This is a genomic window from Cytobacillus oceanisediminis, from assembly GCF_004366035.1.
Taxonomy (GTDB): Bacteria; Bacillota; Bacilli; order Bacillales; family Cytobacillaceae; genus Cytobacillus; species Cytobacillus oceanisediminis_C.
Genome location: NZ_SOEE01000004.1, coordinates 163,742 through 186,700, shown reverse-complemented (window position 1 = coordinate 186,700; position 22,959 = coordinate 163,742). Strand labels below are relative to the sequence as shown.

Sequence of the window (22,959 nt, the reverse complement as noted above, 5' to 3'; positions counted from 1 at the left end):
ATAGCCCTGTTTGTAGTATTATGAAATCCAATAAAAAAGCTGCTGCAAACCTCCAGTGGCAAATCGCAAAACTAAGATAGCCACAATAGGAGAGATATCAATCATTCCAAGCGGAGGAATGATTTTGCGGAAAGGCTCAAGGTACGGTTCACAAATCCTTGCAAGAAACTGGCCAAAAGCGGATTCCCTGGCATTAGGGAACCAGGACAGCAAAATATAAATAATCAGTGCCCACGAGTAATAATAAATTGCAGATGACAATATCCCAAATACTAATTCCATTAAATGCTACCACCTCGTATTTTCTAATTCTTGTTCTTTCATCAGCTGAGAGATATTTCCTGAAACCTCAACATTGTCAGGGGTACATAGAAAAATATCAGTTCCAATCTTTTGAATATCTCCGCCGATGGCATAAACGGTTCCGCTTAGGAAGTCAACAATCCGCTTCGCCTGATCTTTTTCTATTCTCTGCAGATTGACAACAACAGCTCTTCTGTTTTTCAACTGATCCGCAATATCCTGTGCTTCTGCATAAACACGCGGTTCAACAAGAACTACTTTAGAAGACTTCTGCACACTTTGGAGGCTGACGATGTTCTGTTTTTGAACTGGCTGCTGCTGCTTTTGCACCTGCTTCACCGGCTCTCTTTCTTCTTCGATGATTTCCTCTTCCTTATAGTCATATTCATCATCCAGGAAGAAAAATGTTTTAAATTTTGATTTTATACTCATTTTATCAATCCTCCTGACTCTTTTGGCCTACTAAAGCAGTACCAATCCTCACCATTGTGGCACCTTCTTCAATTGCCAGGGAAAAATCATTAGACATGCCCATTGAAAGCTCAGTACAAGGAGCAAAATCAAATCCCAGATCTTTTACCTTTGATTGCAGATTCTTTAGCTTCCGGAAACAGGAACGAAGCAATTCCTCGTCCGCTGAAAGTGGTGCCATTGTCATAAGGCCGATGATATTGATATTTTTATAATCAGCCAGGCATGAAATAAAGTCAGCTACCTCTTCAGGATTTATTCCCTGTTTCGACTCTTCGCCTGAGACATTAACCTGAACAAAACAATTTATCTTTCGGTCAGCCCGCTTGTTGATTTCCTTCGCGAGGGAATGCCTGTCCAGTGAATGAATATAATCCACTTTATCAATGATATTTTTCACTTTGCGCGTTTGCAGCGTTCCAATAAAATGCCATGTAGGCTTGTCCTTTAACACATCCCACTTGGCAAGCAGTCCTTCATCCCTATTTTCACCTAAATGAACAATACCTGCTTCAAGAGCTTCTTGTGCCCTTTCCGCTGTTACGTACTTAGTAACAGCAATGAGGGTAATTTCTTCTGTCTTACGGTTGGCCTTAATGCACGCTTCCTGTATAGCTGACTTAATTTGCTTTAAATTATCTTCTACTCTCATTTAGCTTCCGACTTCCTCCTTCCAGCCAATAAAGCTCATCATTCTGCCGGTCTTTCCCCTATCTCTTCTGTGGGAAAAAAAATAGTATTCATGACAGCTTGTGCAATAATCAGTAATCATGATATTTTCATGAGGAATTCCTGCATTTATCAGAATTGTCCGGTTAAGCTCTTTCAAATCAAGCTGGAATTGATTGTCACTAATTTGATTATATGGCTTTATATCGACATCTTCTAGTATTTTTTGCACTTTTGAAATAACACGATCATCAACTATATAACAATTTCTGCAAATGGAAGGGCCAATCACGGTTTGGACCTCACTTAAGTCAATGCCTTCTTTGGCAAATAGCTCGGCCATCTTCCTGCCAATCCCCCCGACAGTACCTTTCCAGCCTGCATGGGCCATGCCTATGGCACCTGTCTTTTCATGCAAAAAGTAAAGCGGTACACAATCCGCATAACAGAGAGTCAGCATGACACCTTTAGAATAAGTGAAAAACCCGTCAGTACCAGAAAAGGAATCCTCGTAAACAAGAGCACCCTTCCCTTTATCTTTTCTGGTAACTTCTTTTATATTTATTTCATGAGTTTGTTCAGCACCAACCCACTTTTCATGAGAAAACCCAAGCAAGTCAGCCACATGCTGCCGATTTCGGCTGACTGCTTCATTGCTGTCGTTCACATGCAATCCTACATTAAGCGTTTTGTATTCATTACGGCTACAGTCGCCATTTTTAGTTGTAAAACCGGCCGTTATATTAGGAAAACGATCCGCCCACTGTTTTATGACAAAATACTCTTCCGTTTTTAAAGAAAATGGTTCCATGCGATTAACCCCATCTTATTTTTCTATAGTTTACCACAAGGCAGGCAGTGATGACACCATTAACAACTCTTATGCTTCCTCCTCAATATATTTTGGCTCAATCGCGTCCTGATAGCGGACCAGTATGACATCCTCACCAATTTTTATAATATTTTTCCACGGTATGACAACATCAGCATCTCTCCCAAAAAAACCCAACACCTTTCCCGCTCCCCCAATAATAACGGCTTCAATTTTCCCTGTATTTATATTAATATCTATATCCCCAATATTTCCAAGCTTTTTGCCGTCAGCTACATTTACAACATCCTTCATTTGAAACTCAGATATTTTCACCATCGACATTTCACTCCCAATTTATGTTCTTATTCAATATATGTTTGCCCCTATAGGAAAAATGTTTGGTAAATATAAAAAGCAGCCAAATTGGCTGCTAGCTTTGAATATTCTTATTCATTTGTTTGATTGCCGCTTTTTCAAGCCGTGAAACTTGAGCCTGGGAAATGCCAATTTCCTCTGCCACTTCCATTTGAGTTTTGCCCTGGAAGAAGCGTTTTCTAAGAATCAGTTTTTCCCGCTCATTCAGTCTTCTCATTCCCTCTTTTAGAGCTATCTCTTCGATCCATTGAATATCTTTGTTCCGTTCATCGCTCAGTTGATCCATCACAAAAATCGGATCTCCGCCATCATTATAAATGGGTTCAAATAAAGAGACAGGATCCTGAATTGCATCCAATGCAAAAACGATTTCTTCATGAGGCACATCCAGCTCTTTTGCTATTTCTTCCGCTGTAGGCTCTCTGGATGTTTTGCTCATTAAACGTTCTCTTACCTGCAGAGCTTTATAAGCAATGTCCCTTAATGAACGCGAGACGCGAATCGGGTTATTATCACGCAGGTACCTGCGTATTTCCCCAATGATCATCGGAACTGCATAGGTGGAAAACTTAACGTTTTGACTTAGATCAAAATTATCAATAGATTTCATTAGACCGATACAGCCGACCTGGAAAAGGTCATCAACAAATTCGCCTCTGTTATTAAAACGCTGAATCACACTTAATACGAGACGCAAATTGCCGTTGACGAGTTTTTCCCGTGCGGTTATATCCCCCTTATGCATTTGCTTGAAGAGCTCTCTCATTTCTTCGTTTTTTAAAACTGGAAGCTTTGAAGTATCAACACCGCAAATTTCTACTTTATTTCGAGTCAATCCATTTCCCTCCTCACAGGAGCTGCTGTACAAAAAACAGTATCTCCTTGGAAAGGAAAAATATGCACCGGCTAATCCGACTGCCGGATGGGGAAACGGTCAAAGCATCATAAACACTAGGTTTTTCCCTTGCAAAATTTTGTAAAAAAATATTCCTGCTAAAAGTTCTAAACCATCTTATTAAATTCTTTTTTTAATCTTTTTATTATTCGTTTTTCCAGACGTGAAATATAGGACTGGGAAATACCCAGCATATCTGCCACATCCTTCTGAGTTTTTTCTTCACCCGATCCAAGGCCAAATCTAAGTTCCATTATCTGTTTTTCACGATCCGAAAGCTGATGCAATGCCTTTAGCAGCAGCTTTTTATCAACATTTGCTTCGAGATCTTTTGTGATGATGTCATCCTCAGTGCCAAGCACATCGGAAAGAAGCAGTTCATTGCCATCCCAATCGATATTGAGGGGTTCATCAAAGGATACTTCAGAACGGATTTTATTGTTCCTTCTTAAATACATTAGAATTTCATTCTCAATACAGCGGGATGCATATGTAGCCAGCTTGATTTTTTTCTCTGGATTAAACGTATTTACAGCTTTAATAAGCCCAATGGTTCCAATGCTGATTAAGTCCTCTATATTGATGCCTGTATTTTCAAACTTTCTGGCGATATACACAACAAGACGCAGATTTCTTTCAATTAAAATGGACCTTGCAGCTTTATCTCCCTTCGGAAGCTTGATCAGGAGCATTTCTTCTTCTTCCTTACTAAGTGGAGGAGGTAGTGCTTCGCTGCCGCCTATATAATATACTTCATCTGTTTTGATCCCCAGCTTAATCAATAATTTATACCAATAGTAGGATAAGCGAAGTTTTAACTTTTTCATGATTTGTCCTCCTTCTAAATTATGTTTTTGCAGAGTATAGTATATTAACTTACTTTTGCATCCTGCTTCATTGTACTTGTACCTGTAAGCATCTTAGGGTGAACAATGCACTGAAACGCATCGTCCGCAGAAAGCTGCTGCATGGAAAAGGAAACTAATCCACGCTCCGCTTCTATTATTTCATTCTCTTTTTCAAGGATAATGCGGTCAGGCTTGAATCCTATAATCAACTGGTGTTCTTGTCCAACAACCTTACATGGAATTACCCTCATTTTATGCTCCCAATCCCCGCCAATTGAATCACTGCCCATAATGATATCTTCCGGGTTCCCTGCCATTTTAATAATTTCAGGCGGGAACTCGTCAAGCCTGTCTTTAACGGATATAAACATCACTGGCATTTTAGAAATGGGATCGTATAACTGGTTGCCGCTGTCTATTAGGCCTTTGAAACGGAATTCTGTTTCATTGATAACAACACGCACCATTACTAAAGAGTCATACTGAATTTTTGTCATCTCGATTCCTTCAACGTTTCTCTTAGAGAAATGCCAGGCAAGAGGAAACCCAAGAAGTACAAACAGCCAGCTGATTGGATCACCAAAGCCCTTAACACTGGCGAGCATGACGGATGAAGAAAGCTGAAAATCAAAATTAATAAAATAATGAATGCCTATTAAGGAGCCTCCAACTAAAAAAGTAGCAAAATAAAAAGTCATGAGACCTTTTAGAAAGTAACGCAAACGCTTAAAGCCAAAAACAGCCAATACCATTGCAACTGAGAATAATAATTTAGTGAGCGGGTGACCTGAATATTCATTAAATGGTGTAAATACTAATAAAATGATGATCGATCCTATTAAGCCGCCTGCAAAAATCCTCCAAAGCCTGATTTCTCTTTTTAGTATGATGGCTGTTAGATAAAGGAGAAGGCTGTCAAACATAAAATTTAGCGCCCAGATAATATCCAAATAGACGGTCAATTATCTTCCCCCTTAGAAAAGCGCAAGCGCCTTGCCCACGAATAAACGCAGACTATGAACGCCACGTCCTGTGGCAACGTCTGCATGACCCACATCCTGTGGCCCTCAAGCACAAGACGAGCCTCTCGGAAAGGCGTTCTATGCCTTTCTGGGAGGATTGACTTGTGACCTCGAAAGGGTAGGCACTGGAGCTTGACAGTTATCAAAGATTAAAATTATACTTCTTGCTTCCTCTTCAGAATCAGCATCTGATAGAGTGACTTTAGCGGTCAAATACTCTCATATATTTATGTGCTATGATTCTGTTAGAAAAAAGTATAGCGCATTTCAGTAAAGAAAGTGTGTCGCTTTCTGTATGCAAAAAGATAGAAATTTTCCCTATTCCCAACGGATTTTGTCATTATTTTTCTATTTATTGCTCCTTCACTTTTTCACTTGGTGTGATTTATATCACATTTTTTGTTTTCAATATCAACTATAATAACAGTGAAAATAATAAGAAGGAGTTTTGCTGATATGTTGGACACAAAAACAATTGAAATTATTAAAAGCACTGTACCTGTACTTGAAAAACATGGCGAAGATATTACGAAAACCTTTTATAAGTTAATGTTTACAAATCACCCTGAACTGCTGAACATCTTTAATCATGCTAATCAGAAACAGGGCCGACAGCAAAAAGCACTGGCAAATTCTGTATATGCTGCTGCAAAATATATCGATAACCTGGAAGCTATTCTCCCGGTTGTCACACAAATCGCTCATAAGCACAGATCTTTAGGCATTAAGCCTGAACATTATCCAATTGTTGGAGAGCACTTAATTCTTGCAATCAAGGAAGTGCTGAAAGAGGCTGCTACTGAAGATATTATTGATGCATGGGTTAAAGCTTATGGTGTGATTGCGGATGCATTCATCGGATTAGAAAAGAGCCTTTATGAGGATGCCGCTGATCAGCCAGGAGGCTGGGATGACTTCAGAACATTCACTGTTGCAAAAAAGGTGAAAGAAAGTGATGTAATTACTTCCTTCTATTTTACACCTGACGATGGAGGAAATATTTCCAGCTATCTTCCGGGCCAGTATATTAGTGTGAAATTAAATATTCCAGGAGAAGAATATACGCATATCCGCCAATACAGCTTATCTGACTCACCGGAAAAGTCATATTACAGAATCTCTGTTAAGAAAGAAGAAGGTAATTCTGAAAAACCGGACGGAAAGGTTTCCAGCTATCTTCACAATGACCTGAAAGAAGGCGATCATTTAGAAATAAGTGCTCCTGCTGGAGAATTTGTTCTGGATGGAATAGATAATCCTGTCGTTCTGCTTAGCGGCGGAGTAGGCATTACACCAATGCATAGCATGCTGCGTCATCTTGATGCAACAGGAGTAAAGCATGAAACAATATTTGTTCATGCTGCACTCAACGGAAAAGTACATGCATTTTCAGAGGAAGTACACGAAATTGAAAAAAATAATCCATTGGTAAAAACCTATTTCTGCTATGAAAGTCCAACAGAAAAAGATAAGGCCGAAAAGACCTTCAGCAAGGAAGGTTATATTACTTCAGAGTGGTTAAACACAATAGTGCCGAATAAAGAAAGTATGGTCTATATGTGCGGACCCGTTCAATTTATGCAGGCTATGTACGAGGCATTGCTTGAAGCAGGCTTTCTGAAGGAAAATATCCGCTACGAATTCTTTGGCCCTTCTATGCAACTTAAGGAATCTCAGACGGTTTAAATATAATTAAGCATGGCTCAGAATATGAGCCATGCTTATTTGTGTAAAAACCTTCATAACAATTGATAAAACCCCTGGAATCAAGTTGATTCCAGGGGTTTTATCAATCAAACTTTATCTTCTGCGGTTACGGTTGCGGAGGAACGTAGGGATATCCAACGTTTCTTCCGGCTGTTGAGATTGGCTGCTTCTTACAGATTCTTGCGGAGCTTCTTCTCTCTTTGGTTCACGCTTCATAGACGTTCCCATGCCAGGGGAAGATTTAGGCTGTCCGAATGTTGGCCTCATAGGCTTAGGCTGGATCACTTCTTCATTAAATCCAGTTGCAATGACCGTTACAACAATCTCATCTTTAAGGTTTTCATTAATTACGGAACCGAAGATCATATTCACGTCCTGATCTGAAGCTGAAGCAACAATGTCAGCAGCTTCCTGTACTTCATACAGGCTTAGATTTGATCCGCCAGTAATATTCATTAAGACACCTTGTGCACCATCAATTGATGTTTCAAGCAAAGGTGATGAAATCGCCTTTTTCGCCGCTTCTGCTGCACGGTTTTCCCCTGCTGCAACACCAATACCCATTAGTGCAGAACCTTTATTGGACATGATTGTCTTCACGTCTGCAAAGTCGAGGTTAATTAATCCCGGAACAGCAATCAAGTCGGAAATACCCTGAACACCCTGGCGCAAAACATTATCCGCTTCGCGGAATGCTTCAAGCATTGGAGTGCTTTTATCAACAATTTCCAATAGCCTGTCATTAGGAATGACGATCAGTGTATCAACCGCTTCCTTCATAGCAGCAATACCGCCGGCTGCCTGAGTGGAACGTTTGCGGCCTTCAAAAGTGAATGGGCGGGTAACAACACCAACAGTCAGAGCTCCTAAATCACGTGCAATCTGGGCGATGACTGGAGCCGCTCCTGTTCCAGTCCCACCTCCCATGCCAGCTGTGACGAATACCATATCAGCACCTTTCAGTGCTTCTTCTACCTGCTCTTTACTTTCTTCTGCTGCTTTTTTACCTACCTCGGGGTTGGCACCAGCTCCAAGTCCCCTTGTAAGTTTGCCTCCGATTTGCATTTTCACTTCTGCTTTTGATAAGTTCAGCGCCTGAGCATCCGTGTTAACAGCAATAAACTCGACGCCTTGAACACCATGCTCAATCATTCTGTTTACTGCATTGTTACCGCCGCCTCCAACGCCGATGACTTTTATAGTTGCTAATGAATCCAAATTTGTATCAAATTCCAACATGACTAATCCTCCTAATTCGTCGATATTCCTAAGAACACCTTTTTTGATTCGCTTTTTATACGCACTCCCAAAATGGCTTTTCAGTGCATTTTTCTATCCGCCGTATGGCTTTTGATTCCGTTTCCCTAACCCTTGCGAATCAAATCAAGTTATTCGAAAAAGTATCCGAGGAACTTTTTAACTCTTGATGTGATTTTTTCTTCCGGCTGTTTTTCCGGCTTTGTTTTCGGTTGCGGTTGCGGTTTTTGCACTCGTTTTTCTTTTGCTTCAGGGACAGTCACTGGCTGTTCCATTTTTCTGCCCTGTATTTTCGCATTCTTATATGCGAACTTAATCAATCCAACTGCAGTCGTATACTGCGGTTCCCTCACGCCAATATAATCAGGGATTGCGATGCGCACTCTATTTTGGAAAACATCCTGTGCCAGTTCAAGAACTCCCTGAGTATTCGCTACGCCTCCAGATAGTACATAGCCCCCTGGAAGATCTTTTGCTCCAAGACGTTTCACTTCGTGCTGGATAAAATCAAAAATCTCTTCCATCCGGGCTTCAATAATATCTGATATTTCCAGCTGATTAAATTGCTGATGCTGATCGCTTCCAATGATAGGAACACTGAATACCTCATCCTCAGATGCATGGTCATAGAACGCATAGCCATACTTTGTTTTGATTTTTTCTGCATCTTCTGTAGATGTGCGGAGTCCGATAGATAAGTCTTTTGTGATATGGTCTCCCCCTACAGGAAGAACACTGGTTGCCTTTAAAGATCCATTTTCAAATATGGCAATGGTTGTGGAACCGCCGCCAATATCAACAAGTGCAACTCCCAGATTTTTCTCATCCTTTGAAAGAGCGAATGCACCTGCTGCCAGAGGCTGAAGTGTAATATCCATGATTTCAAGGCCAGCGCGTTCAACACAGCGCAGGGTGTTATGTAAAATCGTTTTCGATCCTGTTATAATGGTGCCTTCCATTTCCAGCCGCACACCAATCATTCCGCGGGGATCACTGATTTCGTCCAATCCGTCAACGATAAACTGTTTTGGAATGACATCAATGATATCTCTTTCCGGCGGGATTGATACAACTTGTGCCGCATCTATTACTCTAGCAACATCTTCGTCTGTAATTTCCCTATTCTCACTCGAGACTGCAACAACACCATGGGATGGCTGAAGCATAACATGATTGCCGGTAATTCCTACAATCACATTTTTTATCTCCATTCCTATCATTCTCTCAGCCTGTTCGATTGCCTTTTTAATAGAATGAACGGTTTCGTCTATATCAACAATGGACCCCTTGCGTAACCCTTCTGACTGTACATTGCCAACACCAATAATATTTAAAGAGTCATTGACCATTTCCCCAATGATTACTTTTACACTGGATGTACCGATGTCAAGACTAACATATATTTCATTGCTGTTCATTCTCTGGCACCTCCTTTTTTTTGCAATTCCGATTATTGAACAACAATCTTTTTTTGCTGTTATTTGTTTTAGTAAGTTAGTTTATCTATAAAATTATTCGTCAAAACTAATACTTTCCCTTTTTTAAATATCATTTTTTTCTGTTTTTTCTCTGTTTTGGGACCATTTTGCGATTAAAATTCTTCTGATGACCGCTATATTTTGGAAAAGCCTGACCCCAAAAGCAAATACTGCTGCTAAGTACAAGTCTACACCAAGATGGACACCCAGAAAAGCTAAACTTGCTGCCAGCAGGATGTTAAAAAAGAAACCGGAAACGAAAACTTTTTCATCATAAATATTTTGAAGCTGAGCCCTGACCCCTCCGAATAGAGTATCCAACGCGGCAAGAACAGCAATGGAAAGATAATTCGAATATTCATCCGGCACTTTTATATCTGTCATAAGTCCAAGTATCACACCTATGATCAATCCTAAAACAGGAAGCCACATTATGATTTGCCTCCTTCGTCAGGTTTCACAGGCTCCATATATCTGATCCTTAATGCCTCATCATATGCAGGAATCGTGATAGGCTCTGCAGACTTTTCCACCTTAACCCTCAGATTGTCAATGAAAAATTCTTCTGCAGAATTTGATACTTGCATGCGATTAAAAAGCTTCTCGGCAGATTGGGCATTCTCAGTTATAACTTTCACTTCAATAGGCAAGTGATTTAAGGCAAATCCATCTATCATGGTCTCCCTGTTGATATCCCTTATGACTGTCGTGTTGATGATCCTTCTGCCTCCAATGGAAATGTGCTGGGCGTCATACATATTTAACTCATTGACAAGCCGCTTGAGCAAATCCGGGGAAACAGAATCAGCCTGCTTGCCCAGAAGAAGCTCCTCATGCACCGGTTCAATGCTTATGATTATGCCTGGTCCCGTCACTTCACTTAGTCCGGCTTCCCTTTTTAATTCTTCCAGCGTTTCACGAAGCACTTGCTCTTTGCTTTGTTTGCGCTTTGTTTCATATTGGGCAATTTTTTCTTCATTTGAACTAATTTCTCGCAATAGTTTTAATTGCAGCTCTTTTTCTTTAAGGATGTCAGCTCTTAGCTGCCAGGTATCCCTTGTATCCCGGACAGCCGGTTCCTTCACTGTTTGAAACTGTATGGCAATCATAAAGCCAATTACTACTGTTATAAAGGTAAAGCTGAATTTCTTTTTGCTGTCCACTTTAATTCCACCTTGCTTTCCCGAATAAATTACACTGTGGACAAATTAATACTGCTTACGAATGCTGGATTGGCTTTAAGAACCCAGTAATGGTTCCATGATGATTTCACCCTTATTCTCTAATGTGAATTGGATGTTCTCATCTACCAATGTGTCTTTTACTCCGCCTGTCAGGTTCAGTGCGGATGAAAGCACTTCGGCATCACCTATGGCAGTGATGACAAAAGGAGCAGGATGCTGGTAGCCGTCAACTTCTATAACAGGTCCATTGCAAACAATATAGGAACTGTGTGATAGTCTTTGGCCATTTATAGCTACTGCGGAAGCTCCGGAAATATAGAGTTCATTTATAACCTTAAAAACATGGTGTTCATGAACGATATAATTGTTTATATTATCTTCATCCGGATCGTAGTCACCATCTGCCAGAGTTACTTCCACTCCTCGGCCCTTTACTTTTACTTTACCAAGATGCATCCTGTACTTCTCAGCATCCTCGGCAAGATTAAAATAAACCTGGGCTTCCTGTGAAAGCTCCTTTTCAATATCAAGTACGTTTTCCTGTTTTGTATTTAATTCTTTTTGAAGAGCTCTGTTTTTTTCCTCCAGTTCAACAAGCTGATTACGGAGTTCCAAATCTCTTTCCCACTGTTTTCCGCTTAATGCAGGCTTTTCTTCTTCTCCCTGTGTAAGGTGATAGGAAAATGCCATCATGTAACCCAGTACGAGAAACACCAGGGAGAATATTACATGATTACCCTTCACCTTCATTTTCTTTTTCAACTTCTTCAGCTCCCTCTGTTTCATAAGCTTTAAAATAAGAGCCTACTTCCAAGTCGATGATTCCTTTATTCTCGGGATCCAGCTGGCTTATGATAGAAGGGTAGTGTGCCATTTTTTCTGAAAAGCTTCTTAAAGTAGCACTGACTTCAAAACCATCATTCATATACAAAGTAATATGGTTGGAATCTGTCTTTTTGGGTGAATGATGGATTTCGGAAATCGAATTTAACACCTCTTCAGGCAGTGATTCAAGCTCCCCAATCATCATATTAAGGATGTCGCCCTCAGAAAAGTCATTGAGGATAGGAGCGTTGACAGGGATTTCTGCAACTTTTTCATCCTTTAATATGCTCCCATTCTCCATAACAGGAAGGTAGTGCTTCTCTTTCGCTATGTAGGCCATCCGCTTCAGTTCATCTACCTGTATATTAATTGTGCTTGGCAGCTGAACTTTAACAGTTGAAGATTTTATTTCAGGCAGCTCTTTAAGCTTACCCTCAATGCCCTCTTCGTCAACCTTCCAAATATTTGTTTTTTCAGTAACACCGCTAATTTGAATAATTTCTTCTTTATCATAAATTGAATTGCCGGATACCTTAATTTGTTTAATATGGCTTAAGGGCGATTGAAAGTAAATAACTAAAACAATCAGCGAGAAAAAAAGCAGCAGCAAAAAGATCAGTCTTCTGTTCGCTTTCTTCTTTCTTTGCTGTTTAAGCTTCGGTATTCGATCCTCAAGCGAGACAACCTTACTTTTCTCCACTTTTATCACCCCATTAAGAAAAGCGCAAGCGCCTTGCCCACCCCCGTCACCTCGAGGGAGCAGGCGCTGGAGCTAGACAGTTATAGAAGTTTAGAGCATACCTTCCTATTTTTTCAGAATAGCGCAAGGACAATGAAAAAAAACAATTAAGAAGCTTGTCCAGCACAATTTATGCAATACTAAATTAGGGAAGAGAACGGCATGTGAACCATGCCGTTCTTACTACATTTACTGTTATCTAATAAATTATTATATCACAATAAATGGTATACGTAAGGTATTATTCCCCGTTACTTTCGACCGATTATTTCTACTTCTGTCTCCATTTTCACTCCATACAAATCAAAGATTGTATCCTTAATATGCTGAATTAATGCAAGTACATCTTCCGCCCTGGCATCTCCCGCATTCACGATGAAATTCCCATGCATATTGGAAATTTGCGCTCCACCGATGCTATGGCCCTTCATTCCGGCTTTTTCTATCAGATGGCCAGCATATTCCGGAAGCGGGTTACGGAAAATACTGCCTGCACATGGGAAGTTCCAAGGCTGGGTTTCCTTCCTGTAATCCTTATTTTTTTGCATTGCAGAGGAAATTTTTTCCCTGTCTCCCTCTGTAAGCCGGAAAACGGCCTCAAGAACAATACCCGGACGTTTCTTTTGAAGGACGGATGTTCTATAAGAAAATTCCATTTCTTCGTTGGTTAGCCATTCCATCTTCCCATCTTCGAAAAGAACATGTGCATTGGTCAGGATCTGCGAAATATCAGAACCGTGAGCACCAGCGTTCATATAAACTGCTCCGCCTACAGACCCGGGAATCCCGCTGGCAAATTCGAGACCTGACAAGCCTTTTTTACTGATAATTGTAGAGAGGGCAACCAATGAATAACCGCCGCCTGCTCTTAATTCCGTACCATTAAGATCCAGGTGATCCATGCCGCGGCCCAACTTAATGACCACTCCTTCTATGCCTCCATCAGATACGAGCAAATTTGATCCTCTTCCAATTGCTCTCCATTTCAGTTCATAGCTATGGATTAGTTCCATCGCTTTTGCCAGGTTTTCTATGGAAGAAGGCTCAATAAACAAATCGGCGGGTCCGCCAATTTTCATTGTTGTATGATTAGCCATCGGCTCATTTTCTTTAACTGATCCGATGTTTAATTCTCTAAGCTTGCTGATAAATTCGTCCATATTTACCTCCCTTTCTTGATCTATGCCTAAATTTATTTATTCTATGCAAATTTTCTAATCAGGGCTACTTCCCATTATTTGAAACCAGTTCGGCCATTAATTTGTATAGCCTATTTGATGCATCACGGATCCCAAGTTTTTTCGAAGCTTCCTTCATGTTACTCATCTTATCTTTATCGAGGATGATTCGGTCGATGCTGTCAATAAGCCTTTTCCCTGTTAACTCTTTTTCAAGCAAAAGTTCTGCAGCACCATGGTCGCTTAGCGCTCTTGCATTTTTCTCCTGGTGGTTATTTGTTACATATGGGCTTGGGATTAAAATGCTCGGAATTCCTAAAGAGGTTATCTCTGCCAAAGTGGTGGCTCCCGCACGTGATACAACCAGGTCTGCTCCGGCCAGCACTTCTGGCATATTGTGAATAAATGGTTTAATCATTACATTTTCAGGGCTTCCGACCAGCTCTATTTCTTTTTGTACATCCTCATAATGGACGTCCCCTGTGATATATAGAACCTGATATGGCTTTTCACCTAGCTCAGCCAGAGTTTTTAGAACTGCATCATTGATTGGCCTTGCCCCTCTGCTGCCTCCAAAGATTAACACAGCAGGGACACCGGTTTTTAATCCTGCTGATAGTCTCCCCCTGATCCCATCCTGTCCCAGCACCTCTGAAGCACGCGGATTCCCTGTCATGACTGTTTTAGTATCCGGAAAAAAAGCCTTTGCTTCTTCAAAGCATACTGCGATTTTATCAACATATCTGCTTAAAAACTTATTGGTTAATCCCGGGACGCTGTTTTGCTCATGGATGATGGTTGGAATGCCAAGCTTTGAAGCAGCATATACAACTGGACCACAAACATAACCGCCCGTGCCGATGACGACATCTGCATTAAATTCCTTAAGCATCTTTTTACTTTCACGAACACCTTTCAGAAACCTTAAAACAGTTTTAACATTTTCCAAAGATAGCTTTCTTTTAAAACCCGTTATATGTATTGATTTAAAAGGGATATTTTCACGATTGACAATCGTATTTTCAAGCCCTTTTTCAGTTCCAATATATAGAAATTCGGCATCTTTATGTTCTTTCTGAATTTGTCTTATAAGCGCAAGTGCCGGATATATATGTCCGCCAGTTCCTCCGCCGCTAACAGCAATTTTCATTCTTTCACCTCAAAAAAAATCTTATTATCAAAGAAATCAAAGCTTTATTTCTTGAACAAATATAAAGCTATCAGATTAATTGAAGGTCATCCAGCGTTCGAGCGGGAAACACTTCCCCTCTTTCCCCTATTCTACTATATTCAAAACAAATAGATAGGAACGTACATCATAATGTTAAAGAAATGTAATAATGTGCAAAATTGCAAAGAAGTTTGATAATTCTTCGATGCCGGATAAATTTTTTCTTCCAAAAAAGAAACCCTGCTTCACAGGGTTTCCAAAATGCATGTTATAAAATGCGCTAATACCTTGCATATCTGCTTATATTAAGCAGAACCCCTATAGCCATGAGCATCAGTGTCAAAGACGATCCCCCGTAGCTCAGAAACGGAAGTGTGATGCCAGTAACAGGCATCAGTCCTGTTACTACTCCGATATTTATCATTACCTGAATAGCGACCATTGCTATGATCCCAACAGCCAAGAAACTCCCATATAAATCAGGGGCGCCCAGCGCTATGCGGATGCCGCGCCATAAAAGAAGTGCAAATAATAAAATGACAAAAGATCCGCCTATAAATCCCAGTTCCTCAGCTAAAATAGCAAAAATAAAATCTGTCTGCGGCTCAGGAAGATAAAAAAACTTCTGTCTGCTCTGCCCCAGACCAAGGCCAAACAATCCTCCCGGCCCTATTGCATATAAGGACTGGATAATCTGGAATCCGCTGCCCAATGGATCTTCCCATGGGTCTAGAAATGAAGTAATCCGCTTTATCCTGTATGGGGCCGACAGAACAAGTGCCACAAATCCGGCCAAGCCTGCAGCGCCAAACCAGACAAAGTGGCTGATCCTCGCTCCTGCGATAAAAATCATGACAACGCAAGTACCCACCATTACAGTTCCAGTGCCTAAATCAGGCTGCAGCATTATTAATCCAAATGCTAAAAATACGAGCCCTAAAGATGGAACAAGACCTTTTCTGAAAGAGGTAATCAGCTTTTGTTTTTCGGAGAGGAATTTTGCCATAAACACAATCATGGCAAGCTTCATAAACTCGGAAGGCTGAACTGAAAATGCTCCTACCCCAATCCAGCTCCTCGAGCCATTTCGCACATTGCCTATTCCAGGGATCAACACCAGGAGCAAAAGTACAAAACAGACAATGATTAAAACCTTTGCCCATGTTCTCCATGTCCAATAATCCACATTCATGATAAAAAACATCGCAATAATTCCAACTCCGGCAAAAAGCATTTGCCTTTTCGCAAAAAAGAAAGAATCATCAAATTTATAATCTGCCCAAATTGCACTTGCACTATATACCATAGTCAATCCTACAGCAAGCAGCATAAAAGTGACGATCATTAATATAAAATCGGGAGTGGTTTTTTTGGTCGGCAACGAAAACACCTCGAATGCAAGTTTTAGGGCTATCAAGGAACCTTTTTCTGCCGCAAATAAACTTGCCTGTTTTCCGGCAGTCTTATTGCGTTCCTTATTAAAGCTCTAAATGTCACGCGAAGCAGATGTATGCCTTTGCTGAAGTTCCCATAGTCCCGCAGACAAGCCCTTAATTAAGCTTATGCACCGCATCTATAAACATGTCTCCCCGAACCTCAAAAGTTTTATATTGGTCCCAGCTTGCACAAGCAGGAGAAAGCAGAATCACATCTCCTGGCTCTGAAAGCTTAAAGGCAGCAGGTACGGCTTTCTCAACATTATCGACACGCTCAATTGTTTTTATTCCCGCTTCCATTGCTGCATTTTCAATCTTTTCAGCTGTTTGTCCAAAGGTTACAAGTGCTTTTACCTTTTTGAGAGATGGGATGAGTTCATCAAAGCCATTTCCGCGGTCAAGACCGCCTGCAAGAAGAATGACTGACTGATCAAATGCTGACACTGCATTCTTCGTTGCTAAAATGTTCGTTGCTTTAGAATCATTATAAAATTTCCTGCTCTGGTATTCGCCAACATACTGCAGGCGGTGCTTGACTCCGGTAAACGAACTTAGAACTTGGCTTATGGCTTCATTCCCGACACCGGTCAGTTTGGCAGCAGCCACTGAGGATAGGATATTCTCAAGATTGTGCTCTCCCGGCAATGAAACATCTTTTCTTTCCATCACTTGTTCATCATTAAAATAAATCAAGCCATCTTTTACGTATGCCCCTTCAGACAGGACTCTGGAAGTTGAAAAAGGTATTATTTTAGCCTCTGACCGTGCAGCGGCTTCCATTACTTTATCTTGATCGGCATTGACAATGAAATAATCCTTTTCAGTCTGATTCATCGTAATATTTGCTTTGGCTGCATGATACTCTTCTCTAGTGCCATGATAATCCAAATGGGCATCATATAAATTTGTTAAAATGGCGATTCTCGGCCTGAAATCCTGAATACCCATCAGCTGAAATGATGAAAGCTCAATCACGATATTATTTTCTTCTCCAGCACTCTGGGCAACCTCGGAAGCTACTGTTCCAATATTTCCTGCTATCAGCGGCATTTTGCTTCCTGCCTGAAGCATTTCAAACACGAGAGTAGTTGTGGTGGTTTTTCCATTTGTACCTGTAATCGCAATAAAAGGAGCTTCAGAGACCTGAAAGGCAAGCTCCACTTCTGTAATGACCGGTATGCCCTTTTCTAGAGCTCCTTTTATCATTGGATTATGGTAAGGAATACCCGGGTTTTTTACAATCAGCTCGAACCCCTCTTCCAGAAGTTCAATTGGATGGCCCCCGCAAATAACTGTAATCCCTTGTTCAAGCAGTCCCTGAGCTTCAGGATTTTCCGCAAGAGGCTTATAATCGTTAACAGTTACAAATGCTCCAAGCTTATGTAAAAGGGAAGCTGCACTCACTCCGCTTTTGGCCAGTCCCAGCACTAATATTTTTTTATGTCGATAGCGATTTACCTCTTTCACTTACACCCACACCTCAATATAGATTCCTAAGATTGCAAATAATAGGCCTACGGTCCAGAATGTAACGACAACCCGCCATTCTGACCAGCCCACCAATTCATAATGATGATGGAGCGGGCTCATACGGAAGATCCGCTTCCCGGTGGTCTTAAAAGATGCCACCTGTAAAATAACAGATAATGTTTCAATAACAAAAACACCGCCGATAATAATCAGGATGATTTCAAGTTTTGTCAAGATGGCTATGGTCGCAATAGCCCCTCCCAGAGCCAGTGATCCTGTGTCTCCCATAAACACCTTTGCAGGGTGGGCATTAAAGACAAGGAAACCCAATACCGCTCCCACTACAGCTACAGAAAAAATGGATACTTCAAATTGGGATTGATTCCATGCCAGGACTGCAAATGCTCCAAAAGCGATTGCAGCAGTTCCTGAAACAAGACCATCAAGTCCATCTGTCAGATTGACAGCATTCGAGAATCCGACCAGCCAGAAAATAATAAATAAAACATACCCCCAGCCCAAATCAATCGAAATGTCTGTCAGCGGAATATGCACTTCTGTTGAAAAATCATTTTGCTTGAAAACAAAATAAAAAATAACAGAAATAATAATTTGGCCCAGTAGCTTTTGCTTTGAAGTCAGACCTAAGTTTCGCTTTAATACTACTTTAATAAAGTCATCAAGAAAACCGAGGAGTCCAAAGCCCAGGGTAACGAGCAGCAGCAAATAAGTTTCTACAGTAGGTTCTGAAAATTTCCCGGTCATAAGCAAAGTGGTCACCGTAACGGAAAGAAGAATCATGATTCCGCCCATTGTCGGTGTACCTGTCTTTTTCTGATGGGATTTAGGGCCTTCTTCACGGATGCTCTGCCCGAATTTCAATCTTCTCAGGAAGGGAATAAAAATGGGAGACAGCAAAACAGTAATTAAAAAGCCTGCCAATATTGTGAAAAAAATAACTTGCTCCATCATACTTATCCCCTCCTTTCCGGCTTGGCATTTCCTGCAGCTTCCGCTAATCTTTCAGCCATCACAGCAATATCATATGTTGCTTCGTTTTCTTTAAGACTTTTTTCACCTGAAATAAGGAAATTAGTTGTGTTCATCTTTTCTTCTGATTTGCTTAATTTTTCTATATATAATTTCATGATGTCCTTTAAGCCTTTCGTTAAGTCGTTAGTATAAAAAATAGGGAAATGATTCGGGGTATATGCGGGCGTCTCGGCATTCTCATGCCAGAGAGCAGCAACAGCCCCTTTTTCTATAGCTTCTTTCAGATTTCCGGCCTCTCCAAAAGGAATATAAATTCCTTTTGGCTGCAGGGCGGAAGAGGAGGAAGCGACCGTATGAAATTCAAGCTCATTATCCTTTATCCCTTTTACGGACGGAAACAATACCGCTAAATCCCGATACATCAAATACATTTTATCGCTCCTCTATAGCCTCTTTTGCGACAAGGCGGTCATCAAAGTCGAAAACCTCGTTTCCTACCTGCTGATATGTCTCATGGCCCTTGCCGGCTATTAAAATAACGTCTCCTTTACTGGCATTTTTCACCGCATAGTGAATGGCCTCTTTTCGATCGGCGATTGTTTTATAACTTTCACCTTTTACTCCCTCTTCCATGTCCCTAAGGATTTGAACCGGGTCTTCACTTCGGGGATTATCAGAAGTAAAAATCGGGTCTGTACTGTACTGGCATGCAATTTCAGCCATTAGCGGCCGCTTGGATCTGTCTCTGTCTCCTCCGCATCCCACGATGGCAAAAATGCGATTCAGGGCAAATTGCTTTACTGTTTCCAAAGCATTTTTCAGGCTGTCCGGAGTATGTGAATAATCAACAATCACAGAAAAATCCTGACCCGCATCTACGGTTTCAAATCTGCCTGCTACGCCTTTAACTTCTTCAGCAGATTTGATGATTTGCGAGATTGATATCCCTGAAGCGATCCCTGCACCTATGCTGGCAAGGACATTATAGATGCTGAATTTGCCTATCATTTTCAGAGAAACTTTATGCTTTCCAAATGGAGAGATTAAGTCAAATTCCGTCCCGCCAGCAGTCATCTGAATATTAATTGCCCGGAGGTCAGCTCCCTGATCGATTCCATAGGAAATGACATGAGCTGCCGTCGATTTTTCATATTCTGCAGAAGCAGGGTCATCTGAATTTAAAATGGCATACTTCGGCTCTCTATGATTATAGGCGCTTCCGAGCTGGGCAAAAAGCAGCCCTTTTGCTCTCCTGTATTCTGTCATTGTTTTGTGATAATCCAGATGATCCTGGGTCAGGTTTGTAAATACGGCTATATTAAAATCACAGCCATGAATGCGCCCTTCATCAAGTGCATGTGAAGACACTTCCATTACGGCTGAATCTACACCTGCATCTGCCATTTTTCTAAATGTGCTTTGCAGAGTCAAACTTTCAGGAGTAGTATTTTTCACTTCAAAGGTTTCATCGGCAATCTTCGTATACATCGTGCCAATTAATCCAGTTTTCCTTCCTGCATCTGCAAGGATTTTCTCTATCAAATGGCTTGTTGTTGTTTTGCCATTGGTGCCTGTTATGCCAATTAAATGAAGCTGCTTGCTCGGCTGCCCATAAAAGGCATCAGCCAGCACAGCCATGGCCCGTTTTGTATTCTTTACCACTATAACTGGGATATCCAATTCCAATTCTTTTTGGGCAATGACTGCTGCTGCACCTTTTTCGGCAGCAGAAGCCGCAAAATCGTGGCCATCCACCGTATAGCCCTCAATACAAACAAATAGACTTCCAGGTGTAACTTTCCGGTTATCGTTAACAATCGCTGTGATTTCCGGGTTTTCCCCTTTAAAAGTCATATAAGGCTGCAAAAATCGCAGCAATTTATGTAATTCCATGTCTACCAATCCTCTCGTGTTAAACAGAACAATCTAATCTTTTTTTATGCTTCTGATCATATTCATTTTTAATTTCTCAAACTAACATTCTAAATGATGGCGATATATATTGTACATGATAATTGCTTATTTAGCTATTTAATATATAGAACCCAAAACCTGAAAGTATGTTGCGGTTTCCTTACAAACAAAAAAATTCAGGCGGCGCAGGATGATGCCGCCCTCAGTCCTATTCTTATTTCTCGTCAAAATACAGCCGAATCGTTGAACCTTCTTTTAACTTGATGCCAGGCTGAGGCGTTTGCTTGACCACTGTATTTCCTTTGCCGCTCGCATCAATTTTCAGGTTAAGGTACAGCTCACCCAGGTCCTTCTTTGTCAGGCCGACCATATCAGGAACTTCTATCATTGGTGAATCCATCCATGTCAGCTCTTTTTCAATTTGATTTTTCCGCGGCTTTACACCCATGGCCCGCAAGCTGTCCCCCATGATCTCCCCTACAATCGGAGCAGCAACTACACCACCGAATTGAATAGTTCCTTTTGGATTATCCACTGCTACATAAACAACAAGCTGGGGATCATCTGCAGGTGCAAACCCTATAAATGATACAATATGGTTATTTTCCAGGTATCGGCCGTTTTGCGCTTTTTGTGCAGTCCCGGTTTTACCGCCTACACGGTACCCGTCTACAAAGGCCTTTTTTCCTGATCCTTTTGCCACAACTGATTCAAGCGCTTGTCGGATTTCATCTGATGTTTCCTTTGAGATTACTTTTCTTTTTGCATCCGGTGATTTTTTCATCAATATTTCTCCGGTAGCCGGATTAATAAGCTCTTTGGCTATATATGGGGTATATAATGTTCCGCCATTAACGGCAGCCGAAATGGCTGCTACCTGCTGAATCGGGGTCACAGAAACGCCCTGTCCAAACGCAGTAGTTGCCTGCTCAACTGGGCCAACCCGATCGAGATTAAATAGAATCCCTTTCCCTTCGCCCTGCAGGTCGATACCAGTCTTTTCTCCGAACCCGAAGTCGCGGATATATTTAAACAGTTTTTCTTTGCCTAATCGCTCTCCCAGCTCTACGAAACCAGGGTTACAGGAATTCTGGACTACTTCCAGATAAGTCTGGCTGCCATGGCCGCCCTTTTTCCAGCATCTTAGTCTGGCACCGCCAACTTCAACAGATCCCGGGTCATGGAAATGATCCTTTTCCAAGTCTACCTTGCCCTCTTCTAACGCAGCGGCCAGAGTGATGATTTTGAATGTGGAACCAGGCTCGTATGTACTCCAGATTGGCAGGTTCCGGTTGTATATTTCCGGAGGTACATTCCTAAAATTCGCAGGGTCGAAATCTGGCCTGCTTGCCATGGCAAGAACTTCCCCGTTATTTGGATTCATGGCAATTGCTATTATTCCATCAGGATTGTACTCAGCCTGAGCAATATCAAGCTCCCTTTCTACGATTGTCTGAATCTTGGAATCGATAGTGAGCTTTAAATCCATACCATCAACCGGCGGCTTGTAGTCATCCGCCATATCGTTCATCCGTTCTCCCTTTGCATTCGCATAAAACTTAACAGATCCTTTTTTTCCTTTTAGTTCTTCGTCATAATATAATTCAAGACCCATAAGACCCTGATTATCAATTCCAGAAAACCCCAAAACATGCGAGAGGTAATTCCCGAAAGGGTAATGTCGTTTTGAATCTTCTCCAATGTATAGGCCTTCAATTTCCAATGCACGGATTTCTTTCGCTTTTTCATGGGAAATTTTTCGGCCTTCAGGGATTTTCACACTTGATTCTCTTTTTGTAATCAGCTGGTAAGCTTTTTCTTTTGACATATTCAGCACTGCAGCCAATTTCTCTGCAGCATCGGCTGGATCCTTTATTTGCCTGGGTACAACATAGACAGTTGGGGCACTGACATTCGTAGCCAGCGGAACACCGTTGCGGTCGACGATTTCTCCTCTTTCCGGTTCGAAAGGGATGTCTCTGCTCCAGAGTTCCTTTGCGCCATCTGTAAGCAAATTCCCCAGAAAGAATTGAACATATCCAAGGCGCAAATCAATAATAAAAAAAACGAGAATACCAACAAACAACGCTACAGTCAGCCGTTTTCGAACGGTTACATTTGAAACACGCATGTACGGACGAACCTCCTTAGATTATGGCTCGTTCCAATATATGCTTGTACATAAATGAATAGAACGCACTGCCGCTCAT

At 41.2% G+C, this 22,959-nt stretch carries 23 protein-coding genes; 1 reads left to right on the top strand and 22 read right to left on the bottom strand.

The annotated features are described in order from the left end of the window. Window positions 1-18: 18 nt before the first annotated feature. The 8 genes from DFO72_RS11765 to spoIIGA form a co-directional block, all read right to left on the bottom strand. Window positions 19-282 (bottom strand): YggT family protein, encoded by a 264-nt coding sequence (locus tag DFO72_RS11765; RefSeq protein WP_009330847.1) that lies wholly within the window; start codon window positions 280-282, stop codon window positions 19-21. Between the two features lie 6 nt (window positions 283-288). Further along, window positions 289-735, bottom strand: a complete 447-nt coding sequence (locus DFO72_RS11760) for a cell division protein SepF (protein WP_048007904.1) — start codon at window positions 733-735, stop codon at window positions 289-291. A 4-nt stretch (window positions 736-739) separates the two neighbouring features. After that, window positions 740-1,426 carry a YggS family pyridoxal phosphate-dependent enzyme gene (locus tag DFO72_RS11755; protein ID WP_113881874.1) on the bottom strand — a complete coding sequence of 229 codons (687 nt, stop codon included), beginning with the start codon at window positions 1,424-1,426 and terminating at the stop codon, window positions 740-742. Then, window positions 1,427-2,254, bottom strand: a complete 828-nt coding sequence (pgeF, locus tag DFO72_RS11750) for a peptidoglycan editing factor PgeF (protein WP_113881873.1) — start codon at window positions 2,252-2,254, stop codon at window positions 1,427-1,429. 69 nt (window positions 2,255-2,323) lie between these two features. Beyond that, a complete protein-coding gene (locus tag DFO72_RS11745; RefSeq protein WP_113881872.1) occupies window positions 2,324-2,593 on the bottom strand; it encodes a YlmC/YmxH family sporulation protein in 270 nt (89 codons plus the stop codon). 94 nt (window positions 2,594-2,687) lie between these two features. After that, a complete protein-coding gene (sigG, locus tag DFO72_RS11740) occupies window positions 2,688-3,467 on the bottom strand; it encodes an RNA polymerase sporulation sigma factor SigG (protein ID WP_113882144.1) in 780 nt (259 codons plus the stop codon). 167 nt (window positions 3,468-3,634) lie between these two features. Continuing rightward, on the bottom strand, window positions 3,635-4,354 hold the full coding sequence (sigE, locus tag DFO72_RS11735) for an RNA polymerase sporulation sigma factor SigE (RefSeq protein WP_009330857.1): 720 nt from the start codon (window positions 4,352-4,354) through the stop codon (window positions 3,635-3,637). A 44-nt stretch (window positions 4,355-4,398) separates the two neighbouring features. Then, window positions 4,399-5,337, bottom strand: coding sequence for a sigma-E processing peptidase SpoIIGA (spoIIGA, locus tag DFO72_RS11730; protein WP_113881871.1), 939 nt, complete (start codon window positions 5,335-5,337; stop codon window positions 4,399-4,401). 516 nt (window positions 5,338-5,853) lie between these two features. Between spoIIGA and hmpA the strand changes: the two genes are divergently transcribed. Then, complete coding sequence (hmpA, locus tag DFO72_RS11725) at window positions 5,854-7,083, top strand: NO-inducible flavohemoprotein (RefSeq protein ID WP_113881870.1); 1,230 nt, start codon at window positions 5,854-5,856, stop codon at window positions 7,081-7,083. Between the two features lie 114 nt (window positions 7,084-7,197). Here hmpA and ftsZ read toward each other — a convergent pair whose 3' ends face one another. From ftsZ to DFO72_RS11655, 14 genes are all read right to left on the bottom strand, one after another. After that, a complete protein-coding gene (gene ftsZ, locus DFO72_RS11720) occupies window positions 7,198-8,343 on the bottom strand; it encodes a cell division protein FtsZ (protein ID WP_113881869.1) in 1,146 nt (381 codons plus the stop codon). Window positions 8,344-8,492: 149 nt separating this feature from the next. Next, entirely contained in the window at window positions 8,493-9,779 is a 1,287-nt protein-coding gene (gene ftsA / locus DFO72_RS11715; RefSeq protein WP_113881868.1) for a cell division protein FtsA, read from the bottom strand. Window positions 9,780-9,902: 123 nt separating this feature from the next. Further along, on the bottom strand, window positions 9,903-10,271 hold the full coding sequence (locus tag DFO72_RS11710; protein WP_113881867.1) for a small basic family protein: 369 nt from the start codon (window positions 10,269-10,271) through the stop codon (window positions 9,903-9,905). Next, window positions 10,271-11,002, bottom strand: a complete 732-nt coding sequence (locus DFO72_RS11705; protein WP_113881866.1) for a DUF881 domain-containing protein — start codon at window positions 11,000-11,002, stop codon at window positions 10,271-10,273. Before DFO72_RS11705 ends, DFO72_RS11710 begins: the two co-directional genes overlap by 1 nt. A gap of 75 nt (window positions 11,003-11,077) precedes the next feature. Beyond that, on the bottom strand, window positions 11,078-11,809 hold the full coding sequence (locus DFO72_RS11700) for a DUF881 domain-containing protein (RefSeq protein WP_113881865.1): 732 nt from the start codon (window positions 11,807-11,809) through the stop codon (window positions 11,078-11,080). Next, a complete protein-coding gene (locus DFO72_RS11695) occupies window positions 11,757-12,548 on the bottom strand; it encodes a cell division protein FtsQ/DivIB (RefSeq protein WP_113881864.1) in 792 nt (263 codons plus the stop codon). The genes DFO72_RS11700 and DFO72_RS11695 overlap by 53 nt, the downstream gene beginning before the upstream one ends. Window positions 12,549-12,838: 290 nt before the next feature. Next, window positions 12,839-13,747, bottom strand: coding sequence for a UDP-N-acetylmuramate dehydrogenase (gene murB / locus DFO72_RS11690; protein ID WP_113881863.1), 909 nt, complete (start codon window positions 13,745-13,747; stop codon window positions 12,839-12,841). A 64-nt stretch (window positions 13,748-13,811) separates the two neighbouring features. Continuing rightward, window positions 13,812-14,915 carry an undecaprenyldiphospho-muramoylpentapeptide beta-N-acetylglucosaminyltransferase gene (gene murG / locus DFO72_RS11685; RefSeq protein ID WP_113881862.1) on the bottom strand — a complete coding sequence of 368 codons (1,104 nt, stop codon included), beginning with the start codon at window positions 14,913-14,915 and terminating at the stop codon, window positions 13,812-13,814. Between the two features lie 301 nt (window positions 14,916-15,216). Then, complete coding sequence (gene spoVE / locus DFO72_RS11680) at window positions 15,217-16,317, bottom strand: stage V sporulation protein E (RefSeq protein WP_113881861.1); 1,101 nt, start codon at window positions 16,315-16,317, stop codon at window positions 15,217-15,219. A gap of 169 nt (window positions 16,318-16,486) precedes the next feature. After that, window positions 16,487-17,839: a UDP-N-acetylmuramoyl-L-alanine--D-glutamate ligase gene (gene murD / locus DFO72_RS11675; RefSeq protein ID WP_113881860.1), complete on the bottom strand. Its 1,353-nt coding sequence runs from the start codon at window positions 17,837-17,839 to the stop codon at window positions 16,487-16,489. Continuing rightward, complete coding sequence (gene mraY / locus DFO72_RS11670) at window positions 17,840-18,814, bottom strand: phospho-N-acetylmuramoyl-pentapeptide-transferase (RefSeq protein ID WP_113881859.1); 975 nt, start codon at window positions 18,812-18,814, stop codon at window positions 17,840-17,842. Between the two features lie 2 nt (window positions 18,815-18,816). After that, a complete protein-coding gene (locus DFO72_RS11665; protein WP_113881858.1) occupies window positions 18,817-19,266 on the bottom strand; it encodes a hypothetical protein in 450 nt (149 codons plus the stop codon). A 1-nt stretch (window position 19,267) separates the two neighbouring features. Beyond that, entirely contained in the window at window positions 19,268-20,728 is a 1,461-nt protein-coding gene (locus DFO72_RS11660; protein WP_113881857.1) for a UDP-N-acetylmuramoyl-L-alanyl-D-glutamate--2,6-diaminopimelate ligase, read from the bottom strand. A gap of 235 nt (window positions 20,729-20,963) precedes the next feature. After that, window positions 20,964-22,880 (bottom strand): stage V sporulation protein D, encoded by a 1,917-nt coding sequence (locus DFO72_RS11655; protein ID WP_113881856.1) that lies wholly within the window; start codon window positions 22,878-22,880, stop codon window positions 20,964-20,966. Window positions 22,881-22,959: the final 79 nt, after the last annotated feature.